The 22,421-nt window shown below is 67.7% G+C and carries 22 protein-coding genes; 11 read left to right on the top strand and 11 right to left on the bottom strand.

Annotation, left to right across the window (positions count from 1 at the left end):
• Positions 1 to 27 precede the first annotated feature (27 nt).
• A complete protein-coding gene (locus POL67_RS46270) occupies positions 28 to 1,161 on the top strand; it encodes a hypothetical protein (RefSeq protein WP_271927978.1) in 1,134 nt (377 codons plus the stop codon).
• A 1-nt stretch (position 1,162) separates the two neighbouring features.
• Here POL67_RS46270 and POL67_RS46265 read toward each other — a convergent pair whose 3' ends face one another.
• The gene (locus tag POL67_RS46265) at positions 1,163 to 1,804 is read right to left on the bottom strand and encodes a hypothetical protein (RefSeq protein ID WP_271927975.1); all 642 of its coding nucleotides are present in this window, start codon (positions 1,802 to 1,804) and stop codon (positions 1,163 to 1,165) included.
• A 596-nt stretch (positions 1,805 to 2,400) separates the two neighbouring features.
• Between POL67_RS46265 and POL67_RS46260 the strand changes: the two genes are divergently transcribed.
• The 3 genes from POL67_RS46260 (at position 2,401) to POL67_RS46250 (ending at position 5,776) form a co-directional block, all read left to right on the top strand.
• Entirely contained in the window at positions 2,401 to 3,768 is a 1,368-nt protein-coding gene (locus POL67_RS46260; protein WP_271927973.1) for a TIR domain-containing protein, read from the top strand.
• Positions 3,769 to 3,796: 28 nt separating this feature from the next.
• Positions 3,797 to 4,258 (top strand): TIR domain-containing protein, encoded by a 462-nt coding sequence (locus tag POL67_RS46255; RefSeq protein ID WP_271927970.1) that lies wholly within the window; start codon positions 3,797 to 3,799, stop codon positions 4,256 to 4,258.
• Between the two features lie 72 nt (positions 4,259 to 4,330).
• Complete coding sequence (locus POL67_RS46250; RefSeq protein ID WP_271915888.1) at positions 4,331 to 5,776, top strand: transposase; 1,446 nt, start codon at positions 4,331 to 4,333, stop codon at positions 5,774 to 5,776.
• Here the strand turns inward: POL67_RS46250 and POL67_RS46245 are convergent.
• Positions 5,737 to 6,381 (bottom strand): Uma2 family endonuclease, encoded by a 645-nt coding sequence (locus POL67_RS46245; RefSeq protein ID WP_271927967.1) that lies wholly within the window; start codon positions 6,379 to 6,381, stop codon positions 5,737 to 5,739. The two genes, POL67_RS46250 and POL67_RS46245, sit on opposite strands and share 40 nt — an antisense overlap.
• A 100-nt stretch (positions 6,382 to 6,481) precedes the next feature.
• Here POL67_RS46245 and POL67_RS46240 point away from each other — a divergent pair, with 100 nt between their 5' ends.
• Positions 6,482 to 9,316, top strand: coding sequence for an ArnT family glycosyltransferase (locus POL67_RS46240; protein WP_271927965.1), 2,835 nt, complete (start codon positions 6,482 to 6,484; stop codon positions 9,314 to 9,316).
• Here POL67_RS46240 and POL67_RS54580 read toward each other — a convergent pair whose 3' ends face one another.
• On the bottom strand, positions 9,317 to 9,910 hold the full coding sequence (locus tag POL67_RS54580; RefSeq protein WP_276076147.1) for a tetratricopeptide repeat protein: 594 nt from the start codon (positions 9,908 to 9,910) through the stop codon (positions 9,317 to 9,319).
• 99 nt (positions 9,911 to 10,009) lie between these two features.
• On the opposite strand from POL67_RS54580, the gene POL67_RS46230 reads away from it, so the two are divergent.
• Entirely contained in the window at positions 10,010 to 10,363 is a 354-nt protein-coding gene (locus POL67_RS46230; RefSeq protein ID WP_271927963.1) for a hypothetical protein, read from the top strand.
• On the opposite strand, the gene coaD is transcribed toward POL67_RS46230, so the two are convergent.
• Genes coaD through POL67_RS46210 form a run of 4 tightly spaced genes read right to left on the bottom strand, consistent with a single transcriptional unit; the run spans position 10,360 to position 14,110 of the window.
• The gene (coaD, locus tag POL67_RS46225; protein ID WP_271927961.1) at positions 10,360 to 10,848 is read right to left on the bottom strand and encodes a pantetheine-phosphate adenylyltransferase; all 489 of its coding nucleotides are present in this window, start codon (positions 10,846 to 10,848) and stop codon (positions 10,360 to 10,362) included. The genes POL67_RS46230 and coaD overlap by 4 nt on opposite strands.
• 3 nt (positions 10,849 to 10,851) lie before the next feature.
• Positions 10,852 to 12,321, bottom strand: a complete 1,470-nt coding sequence (locus tag POL67_RS46220) for a tetratricopeptide repeat protein (RefSeq protein WP_271927959.1) — start codon at positions 12,319 to 12,321, stop codon at positions 10,852 to 10,854.
• A 26-nt stretch (positions 12,322 to 12,347) separates the two neighbouring features.
• Positions 12,348 to 13,190, bottom strand: coding sequence for a 3'-5' exonuclease (locus POL67_RS46215; protein ID WP_271927956.1), 843 nt, complete (start codon positions 13,188 to 13,190; stop codon positions 12,348 to 12,350).
• Positions 13,190 to 14,110, bottom strand: coding sequence for an SDR family oxidoreductase (locus POL67_RS46210; RefSeq protein ID WP_271927953.1), 921 nt, complete (start codon positions 14,108 to 14,110; stop codon positions 13,190 to 13,192). The genes POL67_RS46215 and POL67_RS46210 overlap by 1 nt, the downstream gene beginning before the upstream one ends.
• Positions 14,111 to 14,221: 111 nt before the next feature.
• Here POL67_RS46210 and POL67_RS46205 point away from each other — a divergent pair, with 111 nt between their 5' ends.
• Complete coding sequence (locus POL67_RS46205; RefSeq protein ID WP_271927951.1) at positions 14,222 to 14,968, top strand: HNH endonuclease; 747 nt, start codon at positions 14,222 to 14,224, stop codon at positions 14,966 to 14,968.
• Here POL67_RS46205 and POL67_RS46200 read toward each other — a convergent pair.
• Positions 14,965 to 15,393 carry a hypothetical protein gene (locus POL67_RS46200; protein ID WP_271927948.1) on the bottom strand — a complete coding sequence of 143 codons (429 nt, stop codon included), beginning with the start codon at positions 15,391 to 15,393 and terminating at the stop codon, positions 14,965 to 14,967. The genes POL67_RS46205 and POL67_RS46200 overlap by 4 nt on opposite strands.
• Before the next feature lie 47 nt (positions 15,394 to 15,440).
• A complete protein-coding gene (locus POL67_RS46195) occupies positions 15,441 to 15,902 on the bottom strand; it encodes a hypothetical protein (protein ID WP_271927947.1) in 462 nt (153 codons plus the stop codon).
• Positions 15,903 to 15,980: 78 nt separating this feature from the next.
• Between POL67_RS46195 and POL67_RS46190 the strand changes: the two genes are divergently transcribed.
• Together POL67_RS46190 and POL67_RS46185 are read left to right on the top strand one after the other, a co-directional pair.
• Complete coding sequence (locus POL67_RS46190; protein WP_271927945.1) at positions 15,981 to 16,628, top strand: AgmX/PglI C-terminal domain-containing protein; 648 nt, start codon at positions 15,981 to 15,983, stop codon at positions 16,626 to 16,628.
• Positions 16,629 to 16,643: 15 nt separating this feature from the next.
• A complete protein-coding gene (locus POL67_RS46185; RefSeq protein WP_271927944.1) occupies positions 16,644 to 18,248 on the top strand; it encodes a hypothetical protein in 1,605 nt (534 codons plus the stop codon).
• On the opposite strand, the gene POL67_RS46180 is transcribed toward POL67_RS46185, so the two are convergent.
• A complete protein-coding gene (locus POL67_RS46180) occupies positions 18,245 to 19,501 on the bottom strand; it encodes a spinster family MFS transporter (protein WP_271927942.1) in 1,257 nt (418 codons plus the stop codon). The genes POL67_RS46185 and POL67_RS46180 overlap by 4 nt on opposite strands.
• Before the next feature lie 219 nt (positions 19,502 to 19,720).
• Entirely contained in the window at positions 19,721 to 20,062 is a 342-nt protein-coding gene (locus tag POL67_RS46175; protein WP_136928969.1) for a histone H1, read from the bottom strand.
• A 384-nt stretch (positions 20,063 to 20,446) separates the two neighbouring features.
• On the opposite strand from POL67_RS46175, the gene POL67_RS46170 reads away from it, so the two are divergent.
• Positions 20,447 to 21,265: an OmpA family protein gene (locus POL67_RS46170; RefSeq protein WP_308789583.1), complete on the top strand. Its 819-nt coding sequence runs from the start codon at positions 20,447 to 20,449 to the stop codon at positions 21,263 to 21,265.
• Positions 21,266 to 21,306: 41 nt separating this feature from the next.
• A complete protein-coding gene (locus tag POL67_RS46165; protein ID WP_271927937.1) occupies positions 21,307 to 22,257 on the top strand; it encodes a Ppx/GppA phosphatase family protein in 951 nt (316 codons plus the stop codon).
• The last annotated feature ends 164 nt before the right edge of the window (positions 22,258 to 22,421 follow it).

Here is a 22,421-nt window from a genome sequence, read left to right as displayed (position 1 = left end):
CCCGTCTGCGTCCACGCGGGCGCCTCCGTGGCCGAGGGCTCGATCCTCCGCGCGCTCGCCTCTGCCGAACGTTCGCTCCGCGCCATGACCGCGCTTGGCTTGCCGCTCCCCTTGCCCGACGACGATCGCGGCGGCGACGCGCGGTACGACCTTTACCTCGTCGAAGGCGCCCTTCCGCCCTTCACCGTCCCCGACGGCATTGCCACGGGCGGCGCTTGGGACCACACGTCTGCGTTTACCGTCCTCCCGCCGCCCGATCCTGCGGCTGGCTGCGAATTCGACGCCGCCGTCACCCGCGCCCTCGCCCATGCCTCCGTGCTCCGCCTCGACGCGGGCGCCGAGCCCTCCGCCATCGGCATGGCCTCGACCGAACTCGCCGCCACGATCGTCGATTGTGGCCTCGTCGACGCCGCCGCCGTCGACGATTTCCAGCGCGCGCCCGAGCGTTCGCTCACCACGCTCGCGAGCCCCGACGAACCCACGGGCGCCTTCCTCTTCGCGCGTTTCCTCGACGAGACCTACGGCACGGGCGTGGCTCCCGGCGTCCTTTGGGGCTTGCTCGCCGTCGCCGGCCAGCGCACCGAGGCTTCCGCGCTTCATTTCGCCAACGAGCCCGACCTCTTCGACGCCTTGCGCAGCAATGCCCGCGCGCGCGAAAAACCTTTCGAGGACCTCCTCCTCGATTTTGCGGTCGACCGCGCGTTCGTGGGCTCGCGGAGCGACGGCGGCCACCTCGTGGACGTCGAGCGGTTCGGCGATTTCGGCCGCGTCCGTTTCGAATGGGCCATTGCCTACGACACCTTGCCGCGCAGGCTCGCGCCGTTCCGGCCGATCGAGGCGACCGGCATGACCTACCTCTGGCTCGATTTGCAAGGCGCGCCCGAGGACGCCGAAATCACCTTCGCTGCGGACTGGGAGCTCGGCGTGTTTTTCCACTGGACGCTCGTGAAGATCGACCGCGCGGGCGCCGAGGTCGGCCGCGCGACGATCGCCGGCATCAATGGCGCGACCCACGCCGATCGCACGATTCGCGACCTGCGAGGCCTCGCCGGGCTCATGGTCGTCGGCGTCAACGTGGGCAGCATCGACCGGAGCCACCCGTTCGACCCGGACGAGGGCCCCGAATTGCCGCGCGCGTACACGGTCACGCTTTACAAATGATTCAGGTGACGATCGGCACGCACAAGCCCTGCGTGCTGTGGACGGCCCCGGCCGCGTAGCCGAGCAGCCCTTGCAGGAAATACCCGGGCGGACAGGTCTCCGTGAACGGCACGCCGCTGGTGCCGCCGAACGAGGGCTCGATGCTCCCGGGCGCGCCCATTTGCACCCACGGACGCACGCGCGCGCAGCGCACGCCGATGCGATCGAGCGTGGTCCCGGCGCGGCCGCGCACGGCGATGACGGCCTCGCTCTGCGGGCATTCCGAGGAAAACGCTTCCCCCGTCGTCCCCCCGATCATCGGCCTTTCGTCGTGTTGCGTGAACGTGCCATTCTCCTGCATTCGCGCACAAATCAGCCCCAGCGCGCCGACGGTCGTGTCGCTCCGTCCCCGAAGGCCGACGACGAGCTCGTTTTGCGCACACGTCAATGCGTAAGGATCGCCGGTCGAGCTGCCGCGTAGATCGAGGAGGAGCGGCGTGGCCGCGTCGATCGTGTAGGTGATCTGGAATTCGGTCGTCGGCGTCGGCGCGTCGGGATCCTGGGTGAAAAGCTCGGACTGCGGGGAAGGGGGTTCGCAGGCGGCGAGGGCGATACACGCCGCAAATGTGAGCAGGGGCTTCGCAGGGGAGGGGGGCGCGGGCATGGTGCGGGGGGAATGGGCAGCGGGTGTGCCAGGGGGGCGGGCTGCGCTGAAAAGACGCTGGAGAAGCTGACGAGAGGGGTGGATACGCGTCAGGGGGTGCGGGTGACGATGGTCCGCGGGGGTCGACGCGTGTCGAGGGGGGCGGGTGACGATGGACGGCCGGGGTAGAAGGGCGTCAGGGGGCGCTGGTCACGATGGTCTGCGGGGGTCGCCGCGTGTCGAGGGGGGCGGGTGACGATGGACGGCCGGGGTCGACACGCGTCGACGGGGTCAGGTCAGGATGGACTGCCGGGGTAGAAGGGCGTCAGGGGGCGCCGGTCACGATGGACTGCGGGGGTGGACGCGTGTCGAGGGGGGAAAACGGCGTCTGCCATGGTGCGAGGCGGAGAGCGGAGCGTCCGGAGTGGGTGGGGCAGGGGATAAGGGAAGGAGGCAGGAGGTGGTGGTTTGACGCGTGCAACCTGTCGCAGGGGGCGGCCCAGGTCAGGATCTGCTCGGCACTTGCCAGCGGCCGACAAACTGCGGTAGCGTCGCACACTCTTCCGGCTTCCGGAGACGGAGCACGGATCACCCGCTGGGCCATCGGAGAGTCGCGGATGCCTGTTGACGTCTTCATCTCCTTCGCCGCGAAGGCACCCAAGGATGTCGAAGCCTACCGAGCGCTCGAGAAGCATCTCGCCGGGCTCCTCACCCGCGGACGGATACGAATTTCCCACACCGACAATGTCTTGGCTGGCAAGACACGGCTTGATGTCCATCCCGATCTCGAACGTGCACAGATCATTTTATGTTTGCTCACCTCGGATTACGCTGCGTCCCGCGAGTGCAACGCCGAGGAACACCGGGCTTATGCGCGGCATGAGGAGCGTACGGCGTGGGTCGTGCCCGTTCTGGTGAGGTCGCTCGATATAAAAGCCACGGGCGTGAGGCCAGCCGGGCTCCACGTGCTCCCCTCCAATCTCGTGCCCGTGGAGAGGTGGCCACAGCCGGATGACGCTTGGAGCCTGGTCGCGGAGTCGATCCGCTCTATCGTGAAGACGATCGAGGCGCAGAACCAAGGCTCAATTCCGTCGTACAGGTCGAGCGCACCCTCCTTTCCGTCCGATCCGAGACCGATGCACGCGTCCTCCCCGGATTTCGGGGGGGCGCATCCATCTTCGCCGGACCTTCGTTGGAGCCAGCCTCATTTGAGTCTGCCGTCTCCTGGAGCCGGCACCGGGCCGCTTTCTCGAACTCCGGAAGCTCGTTCGTGGTCTCGCACGTCATGGATGATGCTCGCGGGTGTCTTTGTCGTCCTGTTCTGTGTGGGTATTTTCAAGGGTATTTACGGGAGCGCCTCTCCGAACCAGGGCGTTTCGCCTCCGTCCGTCAACGAGCAGGGCTATGAGTCCTCTGTCAAAACGACGGTTCCGGTTGCACAGACGCCAAGTGGTTCCTCTTGCTGCGGGGGTATCGAGTGCCGAACGGACCCGTCCAATACGAGCAGGCTGAAACAGGTTTGCAAGGAATCCGCCCAGTACTGCGGTAAGTGTGCCTCGGATCGTGCATCTGTCCCAGGCGCTTGCGCCGACGCTCTTCCGCCGAAGCAGGATGAATTGATCCGGCTGTACAGTGTCCGCGTGAACGGCAACGATGTCCCCGACGACGGCCAGGTATGTTTTCGGCGCGTCGACGCACGCGAATGGATTGGCTGCATCCCGATCTCGGATGCCCATACGAAAGGAAATGTGCGCTCTCCACGGCGGGTTCCGGTGACCATCGGAGACATGCTCGCGGGCAAAGGTCTCCATGTCGAGGTATTGGTCGGGCAGACAACGTGGGCAACGGGGGTCGTCGCACACGACGACATCAAGAGGACTGCACTTTGTATTGGACTGAATATGCCGCTCAACCCGACCCTCGACGCACCGCCGCCCAACGCCGACAGGACGACGAAAGTCGTCGTGCTTCTGGACGAACCGTGAATGTTGTCACGTCATCGAGGAGGTCCCCATGAATGCGCCGCTCGACATCTTTATTTCGTATTCGCACATAGATGAGGCATATCGGGTCGAGCTGGAGAAGCACCTTTCCCTCTTGAGGCGCAGCGGCGCGATCCGAAGCTGGCATGACCGACGAATCGGTGCTGGTGACGAGTGGAAGCCTGCCATCGACGAGAACCTCAACCGAGCCGCGATCATCCTGCTGCTCGTGAGTTCCGATTTCGTCGACTCCAAATACTGCTATGATATCGAGATGCAGAGGGCCATGGAGCGCCGCGCGTCCGGAGAGGCGGTCGTCATTCCGATCATCCTACGGCACTGCGAGGGCTGGCAGAAGAATACACCCTTCGGAGCGCTCCAGGCCCTGCCGCGGGACGGAAAGCCGATCAAGACCTGGGCCGATCCCGACGAGGCGTGGACCGACGTCGCCCGGGGGATCCGTCAGGTCGTGGAGAGGCTCACGGCTCCCTAGCAGCCTGTGGACTTATCCCGAAGGAGGCTCGACAGGAACTGGCGTCGATGGTAGTTTGTCCGCGTCATGTCGATGGGGCGAACACGTGAGAAGCAGGCGTCGCTCTGGGTGGCGGCGCCTTCGCTGCCGCGGTCGCCGGGGCACCGGTTCTACGAGAAGCTGAACGAGCTTCTTCGCGAGAACGGGTTTGACCGGGCCATGGAGGCGGCGTGCGCGAAGTATTTCGAGGCCGACGGGACGGCGGGGAGGCCATCGATCCCGCCTGGGCTTTACTTCCGGATGCTGCTGGTCGGCTACTTCGAGGGGATCGAGTCCGAGCGTGGGCTCGAGTGGCGCTGCTCGGACTCGCTGTCGCTGCGGGAATACCTCGGGCTGTTGCCCGGCGAAACGGTGCCCGACCATTCGACGCTTTCCAAGATGCGCAAGCGCCTCGGCAGTGAGGTTTTCGAGGGGATGTTCGCCTTCGTGCTCGGGGTCGTGAATCGCTCCGGGCTCCTCCATGGCAAAGTCATGGGCGTGGACTCGACGTATCTCCGCGCGGACGCCTCGATGAAGGCGATCGTGCGGCGCGAGACGGGCGAGGTGTACGCGGACTACATCAAGCGGCTGGCGAAGGAGGAAGGCATCGAGAATCCGACCATGGAGGATGCTCGGCGACTCGACCGCAAGCGCAAGGGAAAGAAGACGTCGAATACCGACTGGAAAAGCCCCACCGACGAAGATGCCCGCATCGCAAAGCTCAAGGATGGCCGCACGCGATTGGCCTACAAGACCGAGCATGTCGTCGACATGAGCACGGGCGTCGTGGTCGCCGCGGAGGTCTATTCAGCGAACGAGGCCGACCCAGCGACGATGGCGCAAAGCCTCGAGCAGGCGCGCACGAATGTCGAGCAGGCCAAGAGCAGCGAGGAGCGCGATTCGGACGACGATCCGCCTCCGGAGGGCGGCAGCAGCGACGCGGAGCCCGAGCGCACCGTGATCGAGGTCGTGGCGGACAAGGGGTATCACAAGGCCGAGCTGCTTCTATCGTTGAAGGTGTCCGGCTATCGCACGTACGTCCCGGAGAGGATCCAGTCCGTCCGCAGATGGGTGGACAAGGGCTGGGATATGCAGCAAACGTTTTACGGGAACCGAAACCGCGTGCGTCGTCCGAAGGGGCGCGCTCTTCAACGCAAACGTGGAGAGCTCATCGAACGAACATTCGCCCACGCATGCGAGACGGGCGGAATGAGGAGGGTGCGAGTGAGAGGCCGGGAGAACGTGAGAAAACGCTACCTGGCGCATATCGCCGCGCTCAATTTGGGGCTCGTGCTACGTCAAATACTCGGCGCAGGGACCCCGCGGGCCCTGGCCGCGGCCCGGAAGGGCTCCGCCCTTGCAGTTTTGGTGATATGGGCAGCCATGGTGGCCCTGGTACGGGGCACGCCGAGGCGGTTGGCACGATTTTCCCGGGCCACGTGGCGCGGGATGTACCCGCATCAAATGCAAGATGTTGGGGTCGCGATCGGGGGCGCGTAGATCCACGGGCTGCTAGGCGAAACCCCTCTCGCTTCCAGCACCTCCCACCACGTCGCCAGATCGATCTCCACGGCATCGAATGGCTCGGCGCGCACCTTCTCCCCGACCCCATGCACCCCCAATTCGACCCAATGCCCATTCTCGAGCCGGCTCACCATCAAGGCGCGTGCTTCCAGGTCGACGTACCACAAATGCCCGACGCCGATGTCGGCATAAAAGCGGCGCTTCACGATCAGATCGTATCCTCGCGTCGTGGGCGATAGAATCTCGCAAATCCAGTCCGGTACGAGCGTGATCGGTCCATCCGCCGGAGGCCGGGCGAGCCGCTCTCGCCGCCATCCAGCCACATCCGGCACGAACTCCGGCGCGCGCGGGAGCTGAATGCCGGGCTCCGGCAGGATCCACCAGCCGCCGGGACCACCTCGGCCTTTTTGAAACGGGCCTCGCAACGCATCCACCACGTCGGCCTCGACGTCCGCGTGGGGAGCTCGCGGGCGCGGGAAGACGTACAGCATGCCGTCGATGATCTCGCCGCGGAGGTGCTCCGGCAGGGACTCCAGGTCCGCCAGGGTCGCCGGGCGATCGAGGGGGCGAGCGAGGGCCATGCGTGAAGCTTACCACGGAAGGCCCTGGGCCCGGAGAAACCTCCCCCTTTGCCCCGGCCCGAAGGCTTGCTAGTGCATGGCCTCCCCGAGCCCGCGAGCCATGAGCGAGATCAAGCAAGATCCGACCGACGCAGCCGACGATGAAGCCGACCGGCCGGACGCAGAGTCTGCCACGGACACGGAGACGGAAGCGGGCCCGGAAGCGGAAGCGGAAGCGGGTTCGGACGCGGAAGCGGAAGCGGGTTCGGACGCGGAAGCGGAAGCGGGTCCGGACGCGGAAGCGGACGCGGGCTCGGACGCGGAAGCGACAGCGGGTTCGGACGCGGAAACCGACGAAGCGGACGACACCGACGACGACACCGGCGACGAACCCGACGCCGCCGAATCCCCTCCCGCCCCCGATCCTCTCCTCCGCCCTGGCAACCCGCTCCAGCTCGTCCGCGGCGCCTCCACGCTCGCCACCGGCGCGCTCGTCGCCTTCCTCCTCATGGCGTTGCGCCCGCAGTACCGCGTCGGCGTTCCCATCGGCATCCTTGCCATCCTCGTCGCCACCTTTGGCCTCCTCGACCTCTGCGGCACCTTCGACGACCCCGACGAGCGCGTCGCCAAGCGGATCGCGCTTGCCGACCTCGCCCAGCCCCTCGGCTTGCTCGGCGGCTCCGTCCTTGGCCTCTTTGCCGCGGTTTCCTTCGCCGTCTCCGGGTATCTCGGCCCGATCGGCGCAGGCCTCGCCGTTCCTGCCTGTTTTCTCGGCGCCGTCGTCTCCACCTACCGCGTCGGCGACAAACTCGGCGCGTGGGAGAAAAATCCCGCCGGCAAACCCATCCCGCTCCTTCGTCGCCACGGATTCTGGCTCGTCACCCTCGTGACGCTCCTTTATTTGCCGGCGCTCGGGAGCCATTCGCTCAGCGATCCGTGGGAGACCCACTATGGCGAGGTCGCGCGGGAAATCCTCGCGCGGAATGATTGGATCTCGCTCTGGTGGGCGCAGGACGGCTGGTTCTGGTCGAAGCCCATCCTCGATTTCTGGATGCAGTCGATCGCGATGGCGACGTTCGGCGTCCGTTATCAACCCGGCGCGATGCTCTCCGCCGTCGCCGAGGGGCGCGTGCCCTGGCCCGAGTGGGCCGTCCGTTTGCCCTTTTTCCTCGTCACGCTCGTCGCGACGTACCTCCTGTACAAGGCCGTCGCGCGGGTCTTCGGCCGTCGCGCCGGCTTTTTCGGTGGCCTCGTGCTCACCACGATGCCGCAATGGTTTCTGGTCTCGCACCAGACCGTGACCGACATGCCCTTCGTCGCGACGATGTCCGCGGCGATGGCCCTCTTCCTGCTCGGCATTCACGAGGACGCGGAGCGCGAGGTGCGGGTGTACGAGGTGTCCGTGGGCGAAGCGAAATACCGCTTCTCCGGATACCACCTCGTCCTCGGCATCATCATCGCCTGCGCATTGCCGCAGATCCTCTACCTGATCTCGCGCAACGTCGAGATCCTCCCGTCGCCGTTCTCCCTTCGGTTCCACGCCGACGCCTTCCGCTCCGGCTCGCCCATGAATTGCGGCCTGCCGGGCAACCAGGTCTGCGGCGACGCGTCCCCCGTGCTGAAGGGCCTCCAGCCCGCGCTCCAGGCGGTCCTCTGGATCCAGGCGCTCGGCCTCTTGCTGTACATGTGCTGGGGCGAGCGGCGCGCGCAGCGGCTTTATTTCCTGGCGGCCTGGTTCTTCGCCGCCCTCTCCACGATGGCCAAGGGGCCGGCCGGGTTCGGTTTGCCCGTGCTCTGCGCCCTCGCGTACATCGTCGTTTCGCGCCGGTATCGCGACCTGCTCCGCCTCGAAATCGTCGCCGGCCTCTTGATTTTGCTCACCGTCGCCCTGCCGTGGTTCGTCGCGATGTATGCGCGGCACGGGCAGCCTTTCACCGATCGGCTGCTCTTCCACGACATGTTCAAGCGCGCCTTCACGCACGTGCACGACACGAACGAGGGCGACGACGTCGGCTTCCGTTTCTACCTCTGGCAGCTCGGCTACGCGATGTTCCCGTGGACCGGCCTCGTGCCCGCGGCGCTCGTCGCGTGGCTCAGGCGCCGCGAGGAGGGCGATCGCAGGAGCGACGCGTCGATCTTCCTCGCGATGTGGTTCCTCTTCGCGTTCGTGCTCTTCACGCTCATGCTCACGAAGTTCCACCATTACATCATGCCGGCCCTCCCGCCGGCCGCGATGCTCACGGGCATTCTGCTCGACGAGATGGTGCAACGTTCGGGCGCGCGAAAGATCACGGATGCCTTCGCCGAGCAATACGAGCGCGTGATGTGGGGCGCCGCCGCGATCGCGGGCGGCGTGCTCGTCTTTTTCGTGGGCCGCGACCTCGTGGGCCCGCGCGAAGGCATGCTCGGGCAGGTGCGGCTGCTCCACCTCTTCACGTACAACTACAAGCGCGCGTTCCCCTCGACGCTCGATTTCAGGACCACGCTGCTCGTCTTCACGAGCGCCGCCGCCCTCTTCACGCTCGCCCTCGTATGGGCCCGCGCGCGCCGCCACGTCGTCACGGGCCTCTGCGCCGTGTCCGTGCTCTTCGCTGCCTGGGGCCTGGACGTGTATTTCGTGAAGACCTCGCCCCACTGGGGGCAACGCGAGACGGTGCTCGCGTATTACCACGCCAAACAGGAGATCCCCGGGCCGATCATCGCCTTCCAGATGAACTGGAAGGGCGAGAACTTCTACAACGGCAATGCCGTCCCGGCCTTCGTCTCCAGCGGCAAGAAGTTCCAGGATTACGTCCTGGAGCAGAAGAAGAAGGGCGTGAAGACGTTCTACTTCATGACCGAGCACGGCCGCATGGGCTCGCTCGCGAACGAGCTCGGCGGCCCGCGCATCTTCGACAAGCTCACGACGCCGGAGCTCAACAACAAGTTCGGGCTGGTGCGCGCGACGTTCGAGTGATCAGGGGCAGGCGTCGAGGGCGCTGATTCCCTGGGGCTTCGCCTGCGCCGTGGGCGACGCTTGCCATTGCTTGTAATACCGGCACGCCGCGTCGTGGTCCCCCTGGCCGAGCGCGGTCGTCGCGAGCTGGAAGAGGACCCGGTCCCCCGGCAAAATGCGGTACGCCTCCTCGAATTGCCGCCGCGCCACGGCGAGGTCCCCTCGCTGGGAGGCGAGGACCGCCTCCTTGTAGGCCCGCTTCGCGAGGACCTGTGGCGTCTCCGGACAGCCGTCCTCGTCCTCGTGGCCATCCCTGTTCTCGGGTTCGTCCGGACACTTGTCGTTCGCGTCCGCCACGCCGTCGTTGTCGTTGTCGGGGTCGGGGCAGCCGTCGTCATCCGCAAAGCTGTCACGATCCTCGGGTTCGTTCGGGCAGCGGTCCGTGTCGTCGGGGATCCCATCGCGGTCGGCGTCACGCCCGTCCGTGTCCTCCGATGGGATTGCATCCGTCTTCGCGACGGGCGCGGCAACATCGACGATGGGCGTGGCCGAGCGCTCGGACGGAGCCGCGCAGCCGACGCAAACGAGCGCGAGGAGGAGGGACGAGCCACGCACGCAGGGAGTTTCGGCGCGACGTGGGGCCGGAGCAACAGGTTCCGTGGGCACCGTGCCCGGGGGCTGTCCAGGCCAACGGGATGGGGCTACGCTTCCGCCATGCGCTCGCGCGCCACGCTCCAGGATGCCCGCTTCGAGGAGACCGCTCCGCGGCGCCTGGTCGAGTACCACGACCCCGAAGAGTTCGATCGCATCGACTTCGCCATGCGCGCCCTCGACCGCCTCCGGCCGAAGCGGCTGCGCATCGCCGTCTACAAGACCGTCAGCGCCGTCCAGATCGAGACCGTCGAAGACCTGTCCCGCGAGGGCTACCGCATCGCGAGCGTGGGCATCCCGCCGCACGCGAGCCGCGAGCACATTGCGTATGCGCTCGCCGAGCTCGTCGGGGTCGCGTCGGTGCCGTACGTGGTGCGGACGCTGCTCGCGCTGGAGCGTACGGACCCTTATCGCTAGCCGCGGCCGAACTTTTTCCGCAGCGCCTCGCTCACCGCGGGCGGCGCGTAATGGCTCACGTCGCCGCCGTGGCTCGCGATTTCACGCACGAGCGAGGCCGAGACGAATCCGTAATTCGTGCGCGTCGGCAGGAAGATCGTGTCGATGTGCGGCGCCATGTCGGCGTTCGCGTGCGCGATCTGCAGCTCGTACTCGAAGTCCGTGGCGGCGCGCAGGCCCCTCACGATCACGCGCGCGCCGACCTTCTCGCAATACTGGAAGAGCAGGCCGTCGAACGAGTCGACCGTGAGGTTCGGGATGTCCTTCGTCACCTCGGCGAGCAGCGCGAGGCGCTCGTCGAAGCTGAAGAGCGGGTTGCGCGTCGGGTGGCGGCCGATCGCGATGATCACGCGATCGAAGAGCTTCGCCGCGCGCTCCATCAGGTCGAGGTGGCCGAGCGTCGGCGGATCGAAGCTACCCGCGTAGACGGCGATCGGGTGCTGCATGGCTCAGCGCTCCGGGGCCTTCTTCGGGGGCTTCGCCCCGCCAGGCGACGCGTTTCCGCCGGGCGCAGGTGCAGGTGCGAGGCCGCCGCCCGGCGGGAGCAGCCCGCCTGGATCACCGAGGCCCGGCTGCGGCCCGAAGGGCGAGAGCGGATCGGGCATCCCCGGCATCGGGTCGTCGGAGAGCGGCTGCCCACTGCCGCTCTCGGCGAGGATGCGCTGGATGAGCAGCGTCGTGTCCTCGAGCCACATCAGGCGGCCCTGATCGCCGAACGTCACGCGGAAGGGCGCGAGCAGGCCCGTGCCGAGCACGCCGTCGATGTCGAGTGAGATCTGCCGCTCGATCTGGTCGACGGGCGTGCCGAACACGCCGGGCACCTTGGGCACGTCGAAGGCGCCGAGGCGCACCATCGGGACCACGCCCTCGCGCAGCTTCTGCTCCGGATCCTCCGCCACGATCTTGAGGTTCTTCGCCACGGAGCCGGCCTTCTTCCAGCCGCCCTCGTCGAGCGCGAGCGGGAAGGTCATCGACGTGTCGAGCAAGAGGCTCACCGGCTCGCCGCGCTCGCCGCCGAACTTGCCGCGCAGGATCATGCCGCCGCCGCGGATGTACGAGAGGTCCACGCGCGTCGCGTCGGGCGGCGGGGGCGGCGAGAAGCTCCGCGCGACGAACTGGTGGCCGTCGTAGTCGATCGTCGCGTGCAGGTGCCGGAGCAGGTTCACGCCGAGCAGCGCCTTGATCGGCGCGCCCATCTGCTTCGAGACGCCCGAGAGATCCTGCGTCAGCGCAGGCACGTCGTGCACCTCGAGCTTCTTGCCGAAGCGGAGCGAGATCCAGCTCGGCTCGGGCCGCGTCGCGCTGTCGAGCACGACCTCCGCGTTGCCCGTGGAGATCATCGCGAGCGCGCTCTCGCCGTCGATCTCGACAGGCACCACGAAGAAGGGCGCGAGAGGGCTCACGTGCGGGAGCTCCACCGCCGCGAGCAGCGCGCCCGAGAGCGCGAACGGCGTGCGCCCCGCGCCGCGCCGCGCGAGCTTCGTGATCCCCTTGGCCCAGTCGTCGACCACGTCGGGATCGTTGAGCATCGCGTCGAGCTGATCGGCGGCAGCTTCGAGGTCGCCCTTGTACCAGAGCGCGCGGCCGCGCAGGCCCGAGGCCTCCGAGCCCTTGATGCCCTTGAGCAAGCGGATCGTCTCGGCGTAGTCGAGCTGCGCGAGCGCGATGCGGGCCGCGAGCTTGCGGACCTCGGGGTCGTCGGGGACGATCGCGAGCGCCCGCTTCACGGCGTCACGCGCGTCCTCGATGTCGGCGACCTTGAAGTCCTGCTGCGCGCGCTGGAACCATTTGTCGGCCGTGGCAGGCCGCGCATTCTGCAGCGTGCCCGCCGTGGGACACCCGGAGAGGAGCAGCGCCAAGGCGGCCGCGCCGAGGAGGGAAACGCGGCCCAGCGGCCGATCGGAATCTCGTCGAGACATACTGCTTCCCACGGACGTTTCGCTTTCTACTTTCCCGCTTCGCCGGGAGCTTCGATCAGCAGGATCCGATCGGCTCGTAGCTCCCTGCGGCTGCGCGAGGGAAGCAGATAGCCGAGAACCCGCGGAGGGTCGAGGTCCGTTCGCACGCTCGTCACGCAGAACTCGAGGTCCTCGGGGCCACGATGGGCGGGGCGGTAGCGCAGGCGCACAGGTCTCCCGATCTCGGCCGCCGCGACGGCCGCCGCCACGATGGCCGGGCGCGCGTAGCGTTGGCCGATCCGAACGTGCCAGAGGTCCCGCGGCGTCGCAGGCGCGAGGACGTCCCGGATCTTCTTCCAGATCTCGCGGAGCACGTGCACGTCGTCCTCGGCCCGGTGCGCGCGTGTTTGCGCCACCCCGAGCGAGGCGCAGAGCGATCCGAGCGCGTGTGTCGGCAGCGCGAAGGCGCGGCGCGAGAGGACGAGGGTATCGAGGAAAAACGGAAAACGTTCGGGCCGCTTCGCCCGCGCGAGCTCCGCTTCGAGGAACGTCACGTCCCACGAGGCCGCGTGCGCGACGAGGATCCCGCCCGCGCACACGGCGAGGAGCTTGTCGGTGATCTCGGCAAACGTCGGCGCGTGCGCGAGGTCCTCGCGCTGGATGCCGTGCACGTGGGCATTGCCGAAGGCGCCGTCGTCGGGACGCACGAGCGTCGTGAGCGACGCCTCGACGCGGTCGCCGCGCGTGCGCTCGGCGCAGAGCTCGATCACGCGGTCGGACGCGGGCCGGAGCCCCGTCATTTCCAGGTCCAGGAAGACGAGCGGCGCTTCGTCGATGGGATCGTCCCACGGCGAACCACGTGGCGGCCCGGCTGCCTCCGGGGTTGTCATCAGCCGTTCGACTCGGGGTCTGGGGCGGAGGGCGCCGAAGGGCGACCCGAAGCCCCAGCCGGCGAACTGATCTTGGTGCTGGCGCCGCGCATCATCGCGATGACGGGCTTGATCGTGTCGGGCTCCATCATGGCGATCTGGTTGAACGTGCCGCCTTCGGTAAGCCACGCGCCGCCGTCGATCGTGATCACGTCGCCCGTGATGTACGCGGAATAGTCACTCACCAGAAATGCCGCGAGGTTCGCGAGCTCCTCGTGTTCGCCGTACCGGCCGAGCGGGATCTTGCTCTTGCCGACGCTGTCCATGCCTTCCGGCACGAGCGCCTTCCACGCGCCCTCCGTGGGGAAGGGACCGGGCGCGATGCCGTTCACGCGGATCTTGTATTTCGCCCACTCGACGGCGAGCGAGCGCGTCATCGCCATCACGCCCGCCTTCGCCGACGCGCTCGGGATCACGAAGCCCGAGCCCGTCCAGGCGTACGTGGCGAGCATGTTCAGGATCACGCCGCCCTTGCCAGCCGCGATCATCCGCCGGCCCGCAGCGAGCGTCGCGTGGAACGTGCCGTTCAGCACGATGGAGACGACGGCGTTGAAGCCGTTGGGACTCAAATCTTCCGTGGGGCAGAGGAAGTTTCCAGCCGCGTTGTTCACGAGGATGTCGATCGATCCGAACGTGCGCTCGGCTTCGGCGACCATGGCCTCGACCTCGGGGAAGTGCCGGACGTCGCAGCGCACCGCGAGGGCTTTTGCGCCGCGCTCGCGGACCTTTTCGCAGGCGGGCTCGATGTGCCCGGGGTCGCGGCTCGTCAGCACGAGGTTCGCGCCGAGATCGGCGAGGCGCAGCGCCATGGAGAGGCCGAGGCCCGTGCCGCCGCCGGTCACGATCGCGGTCCTGCCTTGCAAGCATCGCTCTTTGAACATGCGGAGCCTGTAAGCGATGGAGAGCGCGGGGCAAAGAGCCGCGGCCGGTGGCTCTCTTTTTTTTCATGCGGGGGGCCGCCAGGCCGGGCCATTTGTTGCTACATTCAGGCTGTGCCAAGGCCTGAGCTCTCCGAGCGATTGGGGGCCTCGCTCCTTCAGACGAGCCCCTCGGATGTTGGTGACGCCGACGTGGTGGGCGGGCTCGACGAGCTCGATGGCTCGTTCGAAATCGACGGCGATCTCGCGTTCGCGCATCCGACAATCCTCTCTCCCGAGAGGCGGAGCCGTGATCCGCTGACGTTGCCGGTCCTCGCGTTGAACCGGCATTTTCATCCTGTCCAGGTGACGACCGCGCGCCGCGCATTCCTGCTCCTCTTCGGCGGCGCCGCGCACGCCATCGACGAGGCCGGCGAGGTCCACGATTTCTCGTCCTGGCGCGGCTTGCCCGTTCGCGACAGCGACGACGGCCTGTCCATCGTCGGCGGCTCGCTCCGCGTGCCGCGTGTCCTGCACCTGCGCCGCTACGAGCGCGTCCGCCGCCCGACGGTGCGCCTCTCGCGCCGCAACGTGATGCTGCGCGACGCGCACCAGTGCCAGTACTGCTTGAAGCGGCCGCCCGTGCGCGACCTCAACATCGATCACGTCGTGCCGCGATCCCGCGGCGGCGTCGACTCGTGGGAGAACCTCGTCACCGCGTGCCGCCCCTGCAATCTACGCAAAGGCCGCCGCACGCCCGAGGAGGCCAGCATGCGGCTCCTTCGCACGCCGACGGCGCCACGGTGGTCGGCCTCCATGCTCCTTTTGCTCGGTCGGCCCGAGCCGTTCAAGGAGTGGGAGCCGTTCTTGAAATCGGCCTAAAGCTCGTGTCGTGGCCGTACTTCGAGTGCGATCGAGAGATCGAAGCGCTCGCGTGACTGCGTCGTCGGGAACCGCAGCGCCGCCACGATTCGTTCGAAGCACGCGCGCGCGTCGTCCGTGCCGAAGGTACTCGCTTGTTGCGAGGCGACCTCCAGCGTCGCGCCGTCCTCTTCGACGCCGAGCTTCAGCGCGATCACGCCCGTCGAGCCGTCGGCGTCGAGGCACGTGAGGAACGCGGACTCCGCGTCGCGCAGCACGGCGCGGACCGCCTCCACGTCGATCGCCGCGTCGGAGCGCACCGAGGCGACCTCCACGGCCATGCCCGAGATCGGAGCGCGCGCGCTTTTCGCCGTGGTCTCGGCCGGGGGTTCCACGACCTCGACCGATCCTCGTTCGTCCGGACAGCCCGCGAGCGCCATCGCCATCGCAAGGATCGCCGCGGCTCCCGGACTTCGATGCAGACCTCGTTGCCTCACTGGGTCAGTTCAAGCGTCCCTTCTTCATTGCAGTATGCCACGAGGTTCCAGCCTTCCCCGGTGCAAAGAAAAAAATCGATGCAATCGGTGAGGCAAACGGTTTCGAAGCACTGCTCGGCCGCGACCGCAGGGCAGTCTGGGTTTTGGAGATCCGGCATGCACCCCGTGGTCTCGCCCGTGTGGTCAATCACAGGTTTGGCGCAACCATCGGGGGAGACGCCGGCGTCCGGGTCCTGTCCGCCGCCGGGGCAGGTCTCGGCTTGGCGCCACGCGCCGTCCACGCAATCGTAAAGGGCCGCGCACGTCGCGTCGTCGCACGTTCCGCCACGACCCACGGGGCAGCCTTTTTCGGGGATCTGACCGCAGGGACGAACCTCGTAGCCGTCGCCACACGCGGCCGGGAGAGCAAATGCGAGGGGGATCACGAGGAGCGCGAGCTTGGCGGGGAGCCTACGCATGACGGAAGGATGCCTCGGCGCGCGCGTTCGGGCGAGGTGACGCACGGGATGGAGGCAGGATCGGGTAGGATGGCCGCCATGCGAGCCTGCGCGACAGCCTCCTTCTTCGCGACGTTGAGCCTCACCTTCGCGGCGCTGTTCTCGGCGTGCGCGAGCGGATCGCCTTCCGAGGCGAGCTCGCCCGAAGCCTCGCCGGACAAGGGAACGAACGGCGAGTCGGCAGCACCAAAGGACGAGGCGCAGCCTTCCCCAGGCGCCGCGGCGGGCGATCAAGGCGCAGGCGCGGCCGCGACACCTCCGCCTGCGCCGCGCAAGGCGCCGGAGAAGGCGTCCGACTGCAAGGACATGCTCGCCGAGCTGACGAACGAGCCGCCGGCGAACGGCGTCGTGATGAACAACGCGCAGACCGCGAGCGACGCGGGCGCGAGTGATCGCTTCCAGCCGATGAGCGAGCTCATCAAGTCGAAGCGCGACGCGTTCCGCTGCTGCTTCGATCTGTGGGCGAAGAACAACCCGGGGCAGAAGGGGAAGGTCGCCTTCACGTTCGAGCTCGCGCCGGACGGGCGGCTGAAGGAGTCGAAGATCAAGCAGGAAGAGAGCGACATCAAGGCGCCCGAGATCGAGAGCTGCATGCAGGACGTCGCGAAGGGGCTCTCGTACCCGAAGTCGCCGAGCGGCAAGGACACGATCTTCACGTACCCCTTCGAGTTCAAGGCGCGCCGTTAGGCGCCGGACGAGCCCTTGACGAGCGACTCGAACCCTCCCACACGCGGACAGGGCCTGGGCGGCGCGCACAACGCGTACGTCGAGCTCCTGCGCGACTCGCGAGGCCTGCGCCGCGAGCAACGCGAGGCGCGCGACGCCTGGTTCTCGAAGCTCGCCGAGAAGCAGAAGGACGAGATCCTCTTCGAGCTCGAGATTCTCCTGAAGGGTCTCGCCTGCTTCGCGAACCCGCGCAACCACCCGGGCTCGGGCCGCAGACAAACGATCGTCAGCCACGATTTCCGCGAGCAGCTCGCGCACGCGAAGGACGGCATGCTGCGCGTCGTGCAGCTCGCGCGCATGATGCTCGGCGAGCGCGATCGAGCGTTCGTGTTCCAGCGCTACCTGGAGACCGTGCTGCCCGAGGACAACTCGCGCACGCGGCTCGTCTACGCGACGATGGCGCAGGAGTCGCCCGAGGCGGCGCTCTTCCTGCTGCGGCAAGCGTTCACGAACCTGATCGAGACGGGCACGGCGATGCTGCGGCTGCCGCGCGTGAGCTACCGCGTCTTCTACGCGCACCTCTCGATCACGATGCGCGAGATCACGCAGAGCGCGTTCTTCAATCCGCTCTCGGCGCTCGAGTTCCGGCCCGAGTTCGATCGCATCGGTTCGTCGGCGGTGCTCGAGCTCATGCAGAACGTGACGGGCGAGCACCCGCATCGACTCGTAGCGCTCACGTTCCTGTCGCTCTACCGCATGCTGCGGTACCTGCGCCTGCTCGACGCGATCGCGCTCGACCACACCGACCGTCGCGTTGCAGGGCGCGCGTACCTCGTGCTCGCAGTGCTGCGTAGCGACGGGCGCGCGCTCTCGAACTACCTGCGCAGGCGCGCGGGCGAGCTGCTCGCGGAGGGCTTCGGCCGGGAGATCGGGCGCGTCGGCGCGTCGGACATCGCGGCGCGGCACGACACGCTCGTGGCCGAGGGGCAAAGGCTCTCGGCGATCAAGGACGCGCTGCTCACGGTGTCGGCGAGTCTGCGCGTGGAGCTCCGCCGAATCTTTGAGCACGAACTACCTCCGGCCGACGCGAAGCTCACGGAGCAGGATCTGCGCGCGCGGATCCAGGGAGCGACGGCGCTCTTGCGGCCGGCGATCGAGCTCTGCGTGCTCTTCCTCGGGCGCGCGCTCGGAGCGACGCTGGAGGAGGGGCGCGTCTTCGAGGACGTCGGCGTGCGGCGTGGGACGATCGCGCGCGTGCGGCAGAACGTGTGGATGTTCGCGCAGATCACGCGCGCGTTCGCGAGCAAGCTCCGGCACGCCGATCCCGCGAGCGACCGGTGGGCCGTGCCCGAGAGCTTCGGCTTCGTACGTGACTTCCTCGGCTACTTCCGCGCGATGGGATATCCGCTCGTGGTGCTCGGCGACTACCCGCGCGCGCGGGAGCTCGTCGCCTCGCTCGCAGCGCTCCGCGACGCAGATCTGCTCGACCCCACGCGCCTCGATCTGGCCGCGGGCGAGTGCGAGGCGTTCTACGACTTTTCGATCCAGCTCTTCGAGCGCATGTCGCAACGCGAGCTCGCGGGCGTGCCGTTCGATCGTCCCGCAGCGGCGCGATCGCTCAAGCTCTACCTCGGCGACTAGCTCGAAGAAGAAGCAGGGTTCGTCCGGCGCGCGCCGACGAACCAGAACGCGGCGGACAGCGCGAGCGCGACGGGCAGGAGGAGCATGCCCCAGAAGAGGCCCGTGCCCGACGTGCACTGCGCCTTCGCGTCGCCGAACGCGTCGCTCACCGCGCCGACGATCGGCGGCGAGATCAGATCACCGAGCAGGTGGATCAAGAAGATCGACAGCGCCATCGCGCTCGCGCGTCGATCCTCGGGCACCGACTTCAAGATGGCGAGGTTCGTCGGGGCCATGCTGGCGAAGACCGCGAGTTCACACACGCCGAGCAGCGCGAGGAAGCTCGTGGACGACGGCGCGAAGATCGCGAAGACGGCGACCGGCGTGGCCACGGCCGAGGAGACCGCGCAGACCCAGAGCGCCGCACGCACGCGATCCTCGCCGGGCACGCGCTCCGCGACGAGGCTGCCGATCGCGGTGCCGACGAGCCCCGTGAGCACCGTGAGCTTGCCGAACGCGCCGTCGGCGACGTGCAGATCGAGGCAGAGCCTTCGGTAGAGGAACGGCACGGCCCACTGCACGAAGCCGCCGAGCGCGAACGTCTGCGCGATGTAGCCGGCGACGGTGAGCACGTACGAGCGGTTCTGTGCGAGCGCGCGCGTGTCGTCGAGGAAGCTCGCGACGATGCCGCGCTCGTCCTTCTTCTGCGCGAGCGATCGCTCCGGCTCGCGGAGCAGCAGCGCGACGAGCGCGAGCAGCACGCCGGGCCCGCCTGCGATGTAGAAGGCGTTGCGCCATCCGTAGCGATGCTCGAGCTGGCCGCCGAGGATGAAGCCGAGCGCGGAGCCTGCGGGGATCGCGACGTAGAAGATGCCGAGCCAGCGGTTCTTTTTTTCGGCGGGCGCGACGTCGTCGATGAGCGTGGGGCTCAAGGTCGCGTAGCTCGCCTCGCCCACGCCGACGACGACACGCGCGGCGAGCAGCGATGCGAGCGCGCTAGCGAGGCCCGACGCTGCGGTCGCAGCGGACCAGACGAGGACGCCGGCGGCGATGAGGGCTTTGCGGGGGAACCTGTCGCCAAGCCATCCGAAGACGGGGCTCGTGACGAAGTAGCCGAGCATGAAGGCGCTCGTGACGAGGCCGAGCTCCTTGTCGGAGAGCCCGAGATGTTCCTGGATGCGCGGTCCTACGGCCGTGACGACGAAGCGGTCGACGTAGTTCAGGAGGTTCAGGGCCGTGAGCAGCGCGAGGATCGCGCGCGGGCTCTTGATCACGGGACGAGACTACGGAAAGAGGCGCACAAAAACACGAATGGACGTGCGGTCTTCCGACGTCCATTCGGTCGAGGCTCTTCGATGTCCCTAACGCCGCGGATCCAAGCTGGTTCGGGGCACATCATCCCTCGATCTTCGTCGAGGCCCCGACGCCCGCGAGGCGGACTCGAAGTCCGCCTCCGGGACGGCTGCGAAGAGCTTGCGGGCTAGCTGCTGGGCCTATTCCTCGTCGTCGCTCGACGCGGCGGGCGCGGGAGCGGGCGCGGACTTCGGAGCAGCGGGCTTGGCGGCGGCGCGGCCCCGTGGAGCGGCCGACTTCTTGGCCGGCGCGCGCTTCGTGGCCTTCTTCGCCGTGCGCTTCGTCGTGGCGGCGGCGCGCTTCTTCGCGGGGGCGCGCTTGGCGGCCGTCTTCTTCGCGGGGGCGCGCTTGGCGGCCGTCTTCTTCGCGGCAGCCTTCTTCGCCGGCTTCTTGGCGGCCTTCGTTGCCTTCGTGGCGGCCGGCTTGGTGGCCTTCTTGGTCGCCTTCTTCGCGGGCTTCTTCGCAGTCTTCTTCGCAGCCATCTGTAGACCCTCCTGATTGGCCGCCTCGCTCTCGCTCTTACCTGAGTCGCGAGCCCCGAGACAACAGATGTTGCACGACGTATATTGCCACGCATGGTGACGGTCAAGGAAATTCTTGCAAGGCCTGCTCTGATGTACCCCTTCGGTTGAAGGGAGATCGCTCTGCAAGCATTGCGAGGGGGCGGAACGCAGGAACAGATGGGGTGTGGTGTCCCTCGCGATCCCAAGCGCCTACAACCTCCCCTTTCGTCGCCAAACGTCGTCTATTGACATGATCTACGATTCATGCATCGACCCCCGCGGGGCATGTCTCCCCTTGTGCGACGCGTAGGACCTCGGCTACGGTCCGGACGTTCGTCAAGCGTCCAGGAGGACAGGATGTCGATGCGTCGCACGACCTCATGGCTCCTGCTCGGATCCGCGCTCTTCGCCTTCACGGGCGCTACCGGGTGCGGCTACTCCGAGGAGGAGATGCAAGCCAAAGTCCGTGAAATCGAGGCCCTGAAGGGCCAGCTCTCCGATCAGGAGAGGCAAAACAAGAAGGCCCGCAGCGAGCTCGACGACGCGAAGGCGCAGATCGAGCAGCTCAAGCAGCAGCTCAAGAACGCCGGCGTCGATATCTCGAAGCTCAACGCGAACCTCGAGGAGCAATCGAAGGCCCTCGAGGAGTACCGCCGCCGCGCCGAGCAGCTCGAGGCGATCAAGAAGCGCTTCGAGACGCTGCGCGAGAAGCTCCAGGCCCTCACGAAGCTCGGGCTCAACGTGACCGTGCGCAACAACCGCATGGTCATCCAGCTCCCGGGCGACGTGCTCTTCGATCCGGGCAAGGAGACGCTGAAGAAGGACGGGCAGGACATCCTGCTCAAGGTCGCCGAGGTCGTGCGCAATGACTCGGCCCTGTCGCAGCGCTCGTTCCAGGTCGCCGGTCACACCGACAGCGACAAACTCGCGGGCGGTCGCTTCAAGGACAACTGGGGCCTCAGCGTGATGCGCGCGCGTGAGGTGCTCGCGTTCCTCATCGAGACGCCCGAGAAGAACGGCGGCGGTCTGAGCCCCGCGCGCTGGAGCGCCGCGGGCTACGGCGACACCGACCCGGTGAAGCCGAACGACACGCCCGAGAACAAGCTCGCGAACCGCCGTTGCGAGCTCGTGGTCCTGCCGAACGTCGAGGAGATGCTCGACCTGAAGACGCTCGCGAACTGAGCCGAGCGTCCGTTCCTTCGACCCCCAACCATTTGAGCTCCATGCGATTCGCCGCGATCGACATCGGCACGAACTCCGTCCTTTTGCTGGTCGTCGAGCAGCGGGGCGACGATCTCGTGCCGATCGTCGAGCGCGCCACGATCACGCGCCTCGGGCAGGGCGTCGACGCGACGCGGAAGCTCGCGCCCGAGGCCGTGACGCGTACGCTCGACTGCCTCGCGAAGTACGGCGAGGAGCTTCGCGCAGCCGGCGCCTCGAAGATCGCCGCCGTGGGCACGAGCGCGATGCGCGACGCGAGCGGCGGCGACGCATTCCGCGCGGAGGCGAAGGCGCGGCTCGGCGTGGAGCCGCGTGTCGTGTCGGGGCGCGAGGAGGCAGAGCTCACCTTCGAGGGCGCGCTCTCGGGGCTTGGCCTCTCGGGGCCCGTCACGGTCTTCGACGTCGGAGGCGGCAGCACGGAGATCGTGACGGGGGACGCGGCCGGAGGGCTCGCGCGCGCGACGAGCCTCGACATCGGCAGCGTGCGGCTCACGGAGCGGCACGTGAAGAGCGACCCGCCGACGGCGGCGGAGCTCGAAGCGGTGCGGGCGGACGTGCGCGCATCACTCGAGCGCACGGGCTTCTCGCCGAGCGGCGCGCTCGTCGGCGTGGCCGGCACGGTGACGACGCTCGCGTCCTATGCACGGGACGTCTTCCCGTACGACGCTTCCCGCGTGCATGGCGCGCGTCTCTCGCAGGACGAGGTCGTCCGCGCCGTGGGTTCGCTCGCGACCATGCCGCTCGTGGAGCGGCGGACCTTGCAGACGATCAAGCCGGAGCGTGCGGACGTGATCGTCGCGGGTGGGGTTCTCGTCGCGGAGGTGCTCGCGTGGGCCTCGGAGGCGCGTGCGCTGCACACGCCCGCCGTGGAATCCACTGTCGAGCTCGTGGTGTCGGATCGGGGCGTGCGTTGGGGGCTCGCGCGGAGGCTGGCAGAAGGGCGCCTTTCGTAACGGCGATCGCTCGCTCTCCCGCCCGACCATGCGCGTGTCCGTTGCCGTTTCACCGGACCGTTGCCATAACTGTATGGAAGCATGCCGGGTCGCGCCAATTCGGTTGACAGATCCCGGCGTTCTAACTAGAGTGCGCGCGCCTGGCGCAAACTAACCCCTCACCG

Origin of the sequence: Polyangium mundeleinium, from assembly GCF_028369105.1 — a bacterium.
Taxonomy (GTDB): Bacteria; Myxococcota_A; Polyangia; order Polyangiales; family Polyangiaceae; genus Polyangium; species Polyangium mundeleinium.
The sequence above is the reverse complement of the archived record's forward strand: the minus strand, read 5'-3'. Positions and strand labels throughout refer to the sequence as shown.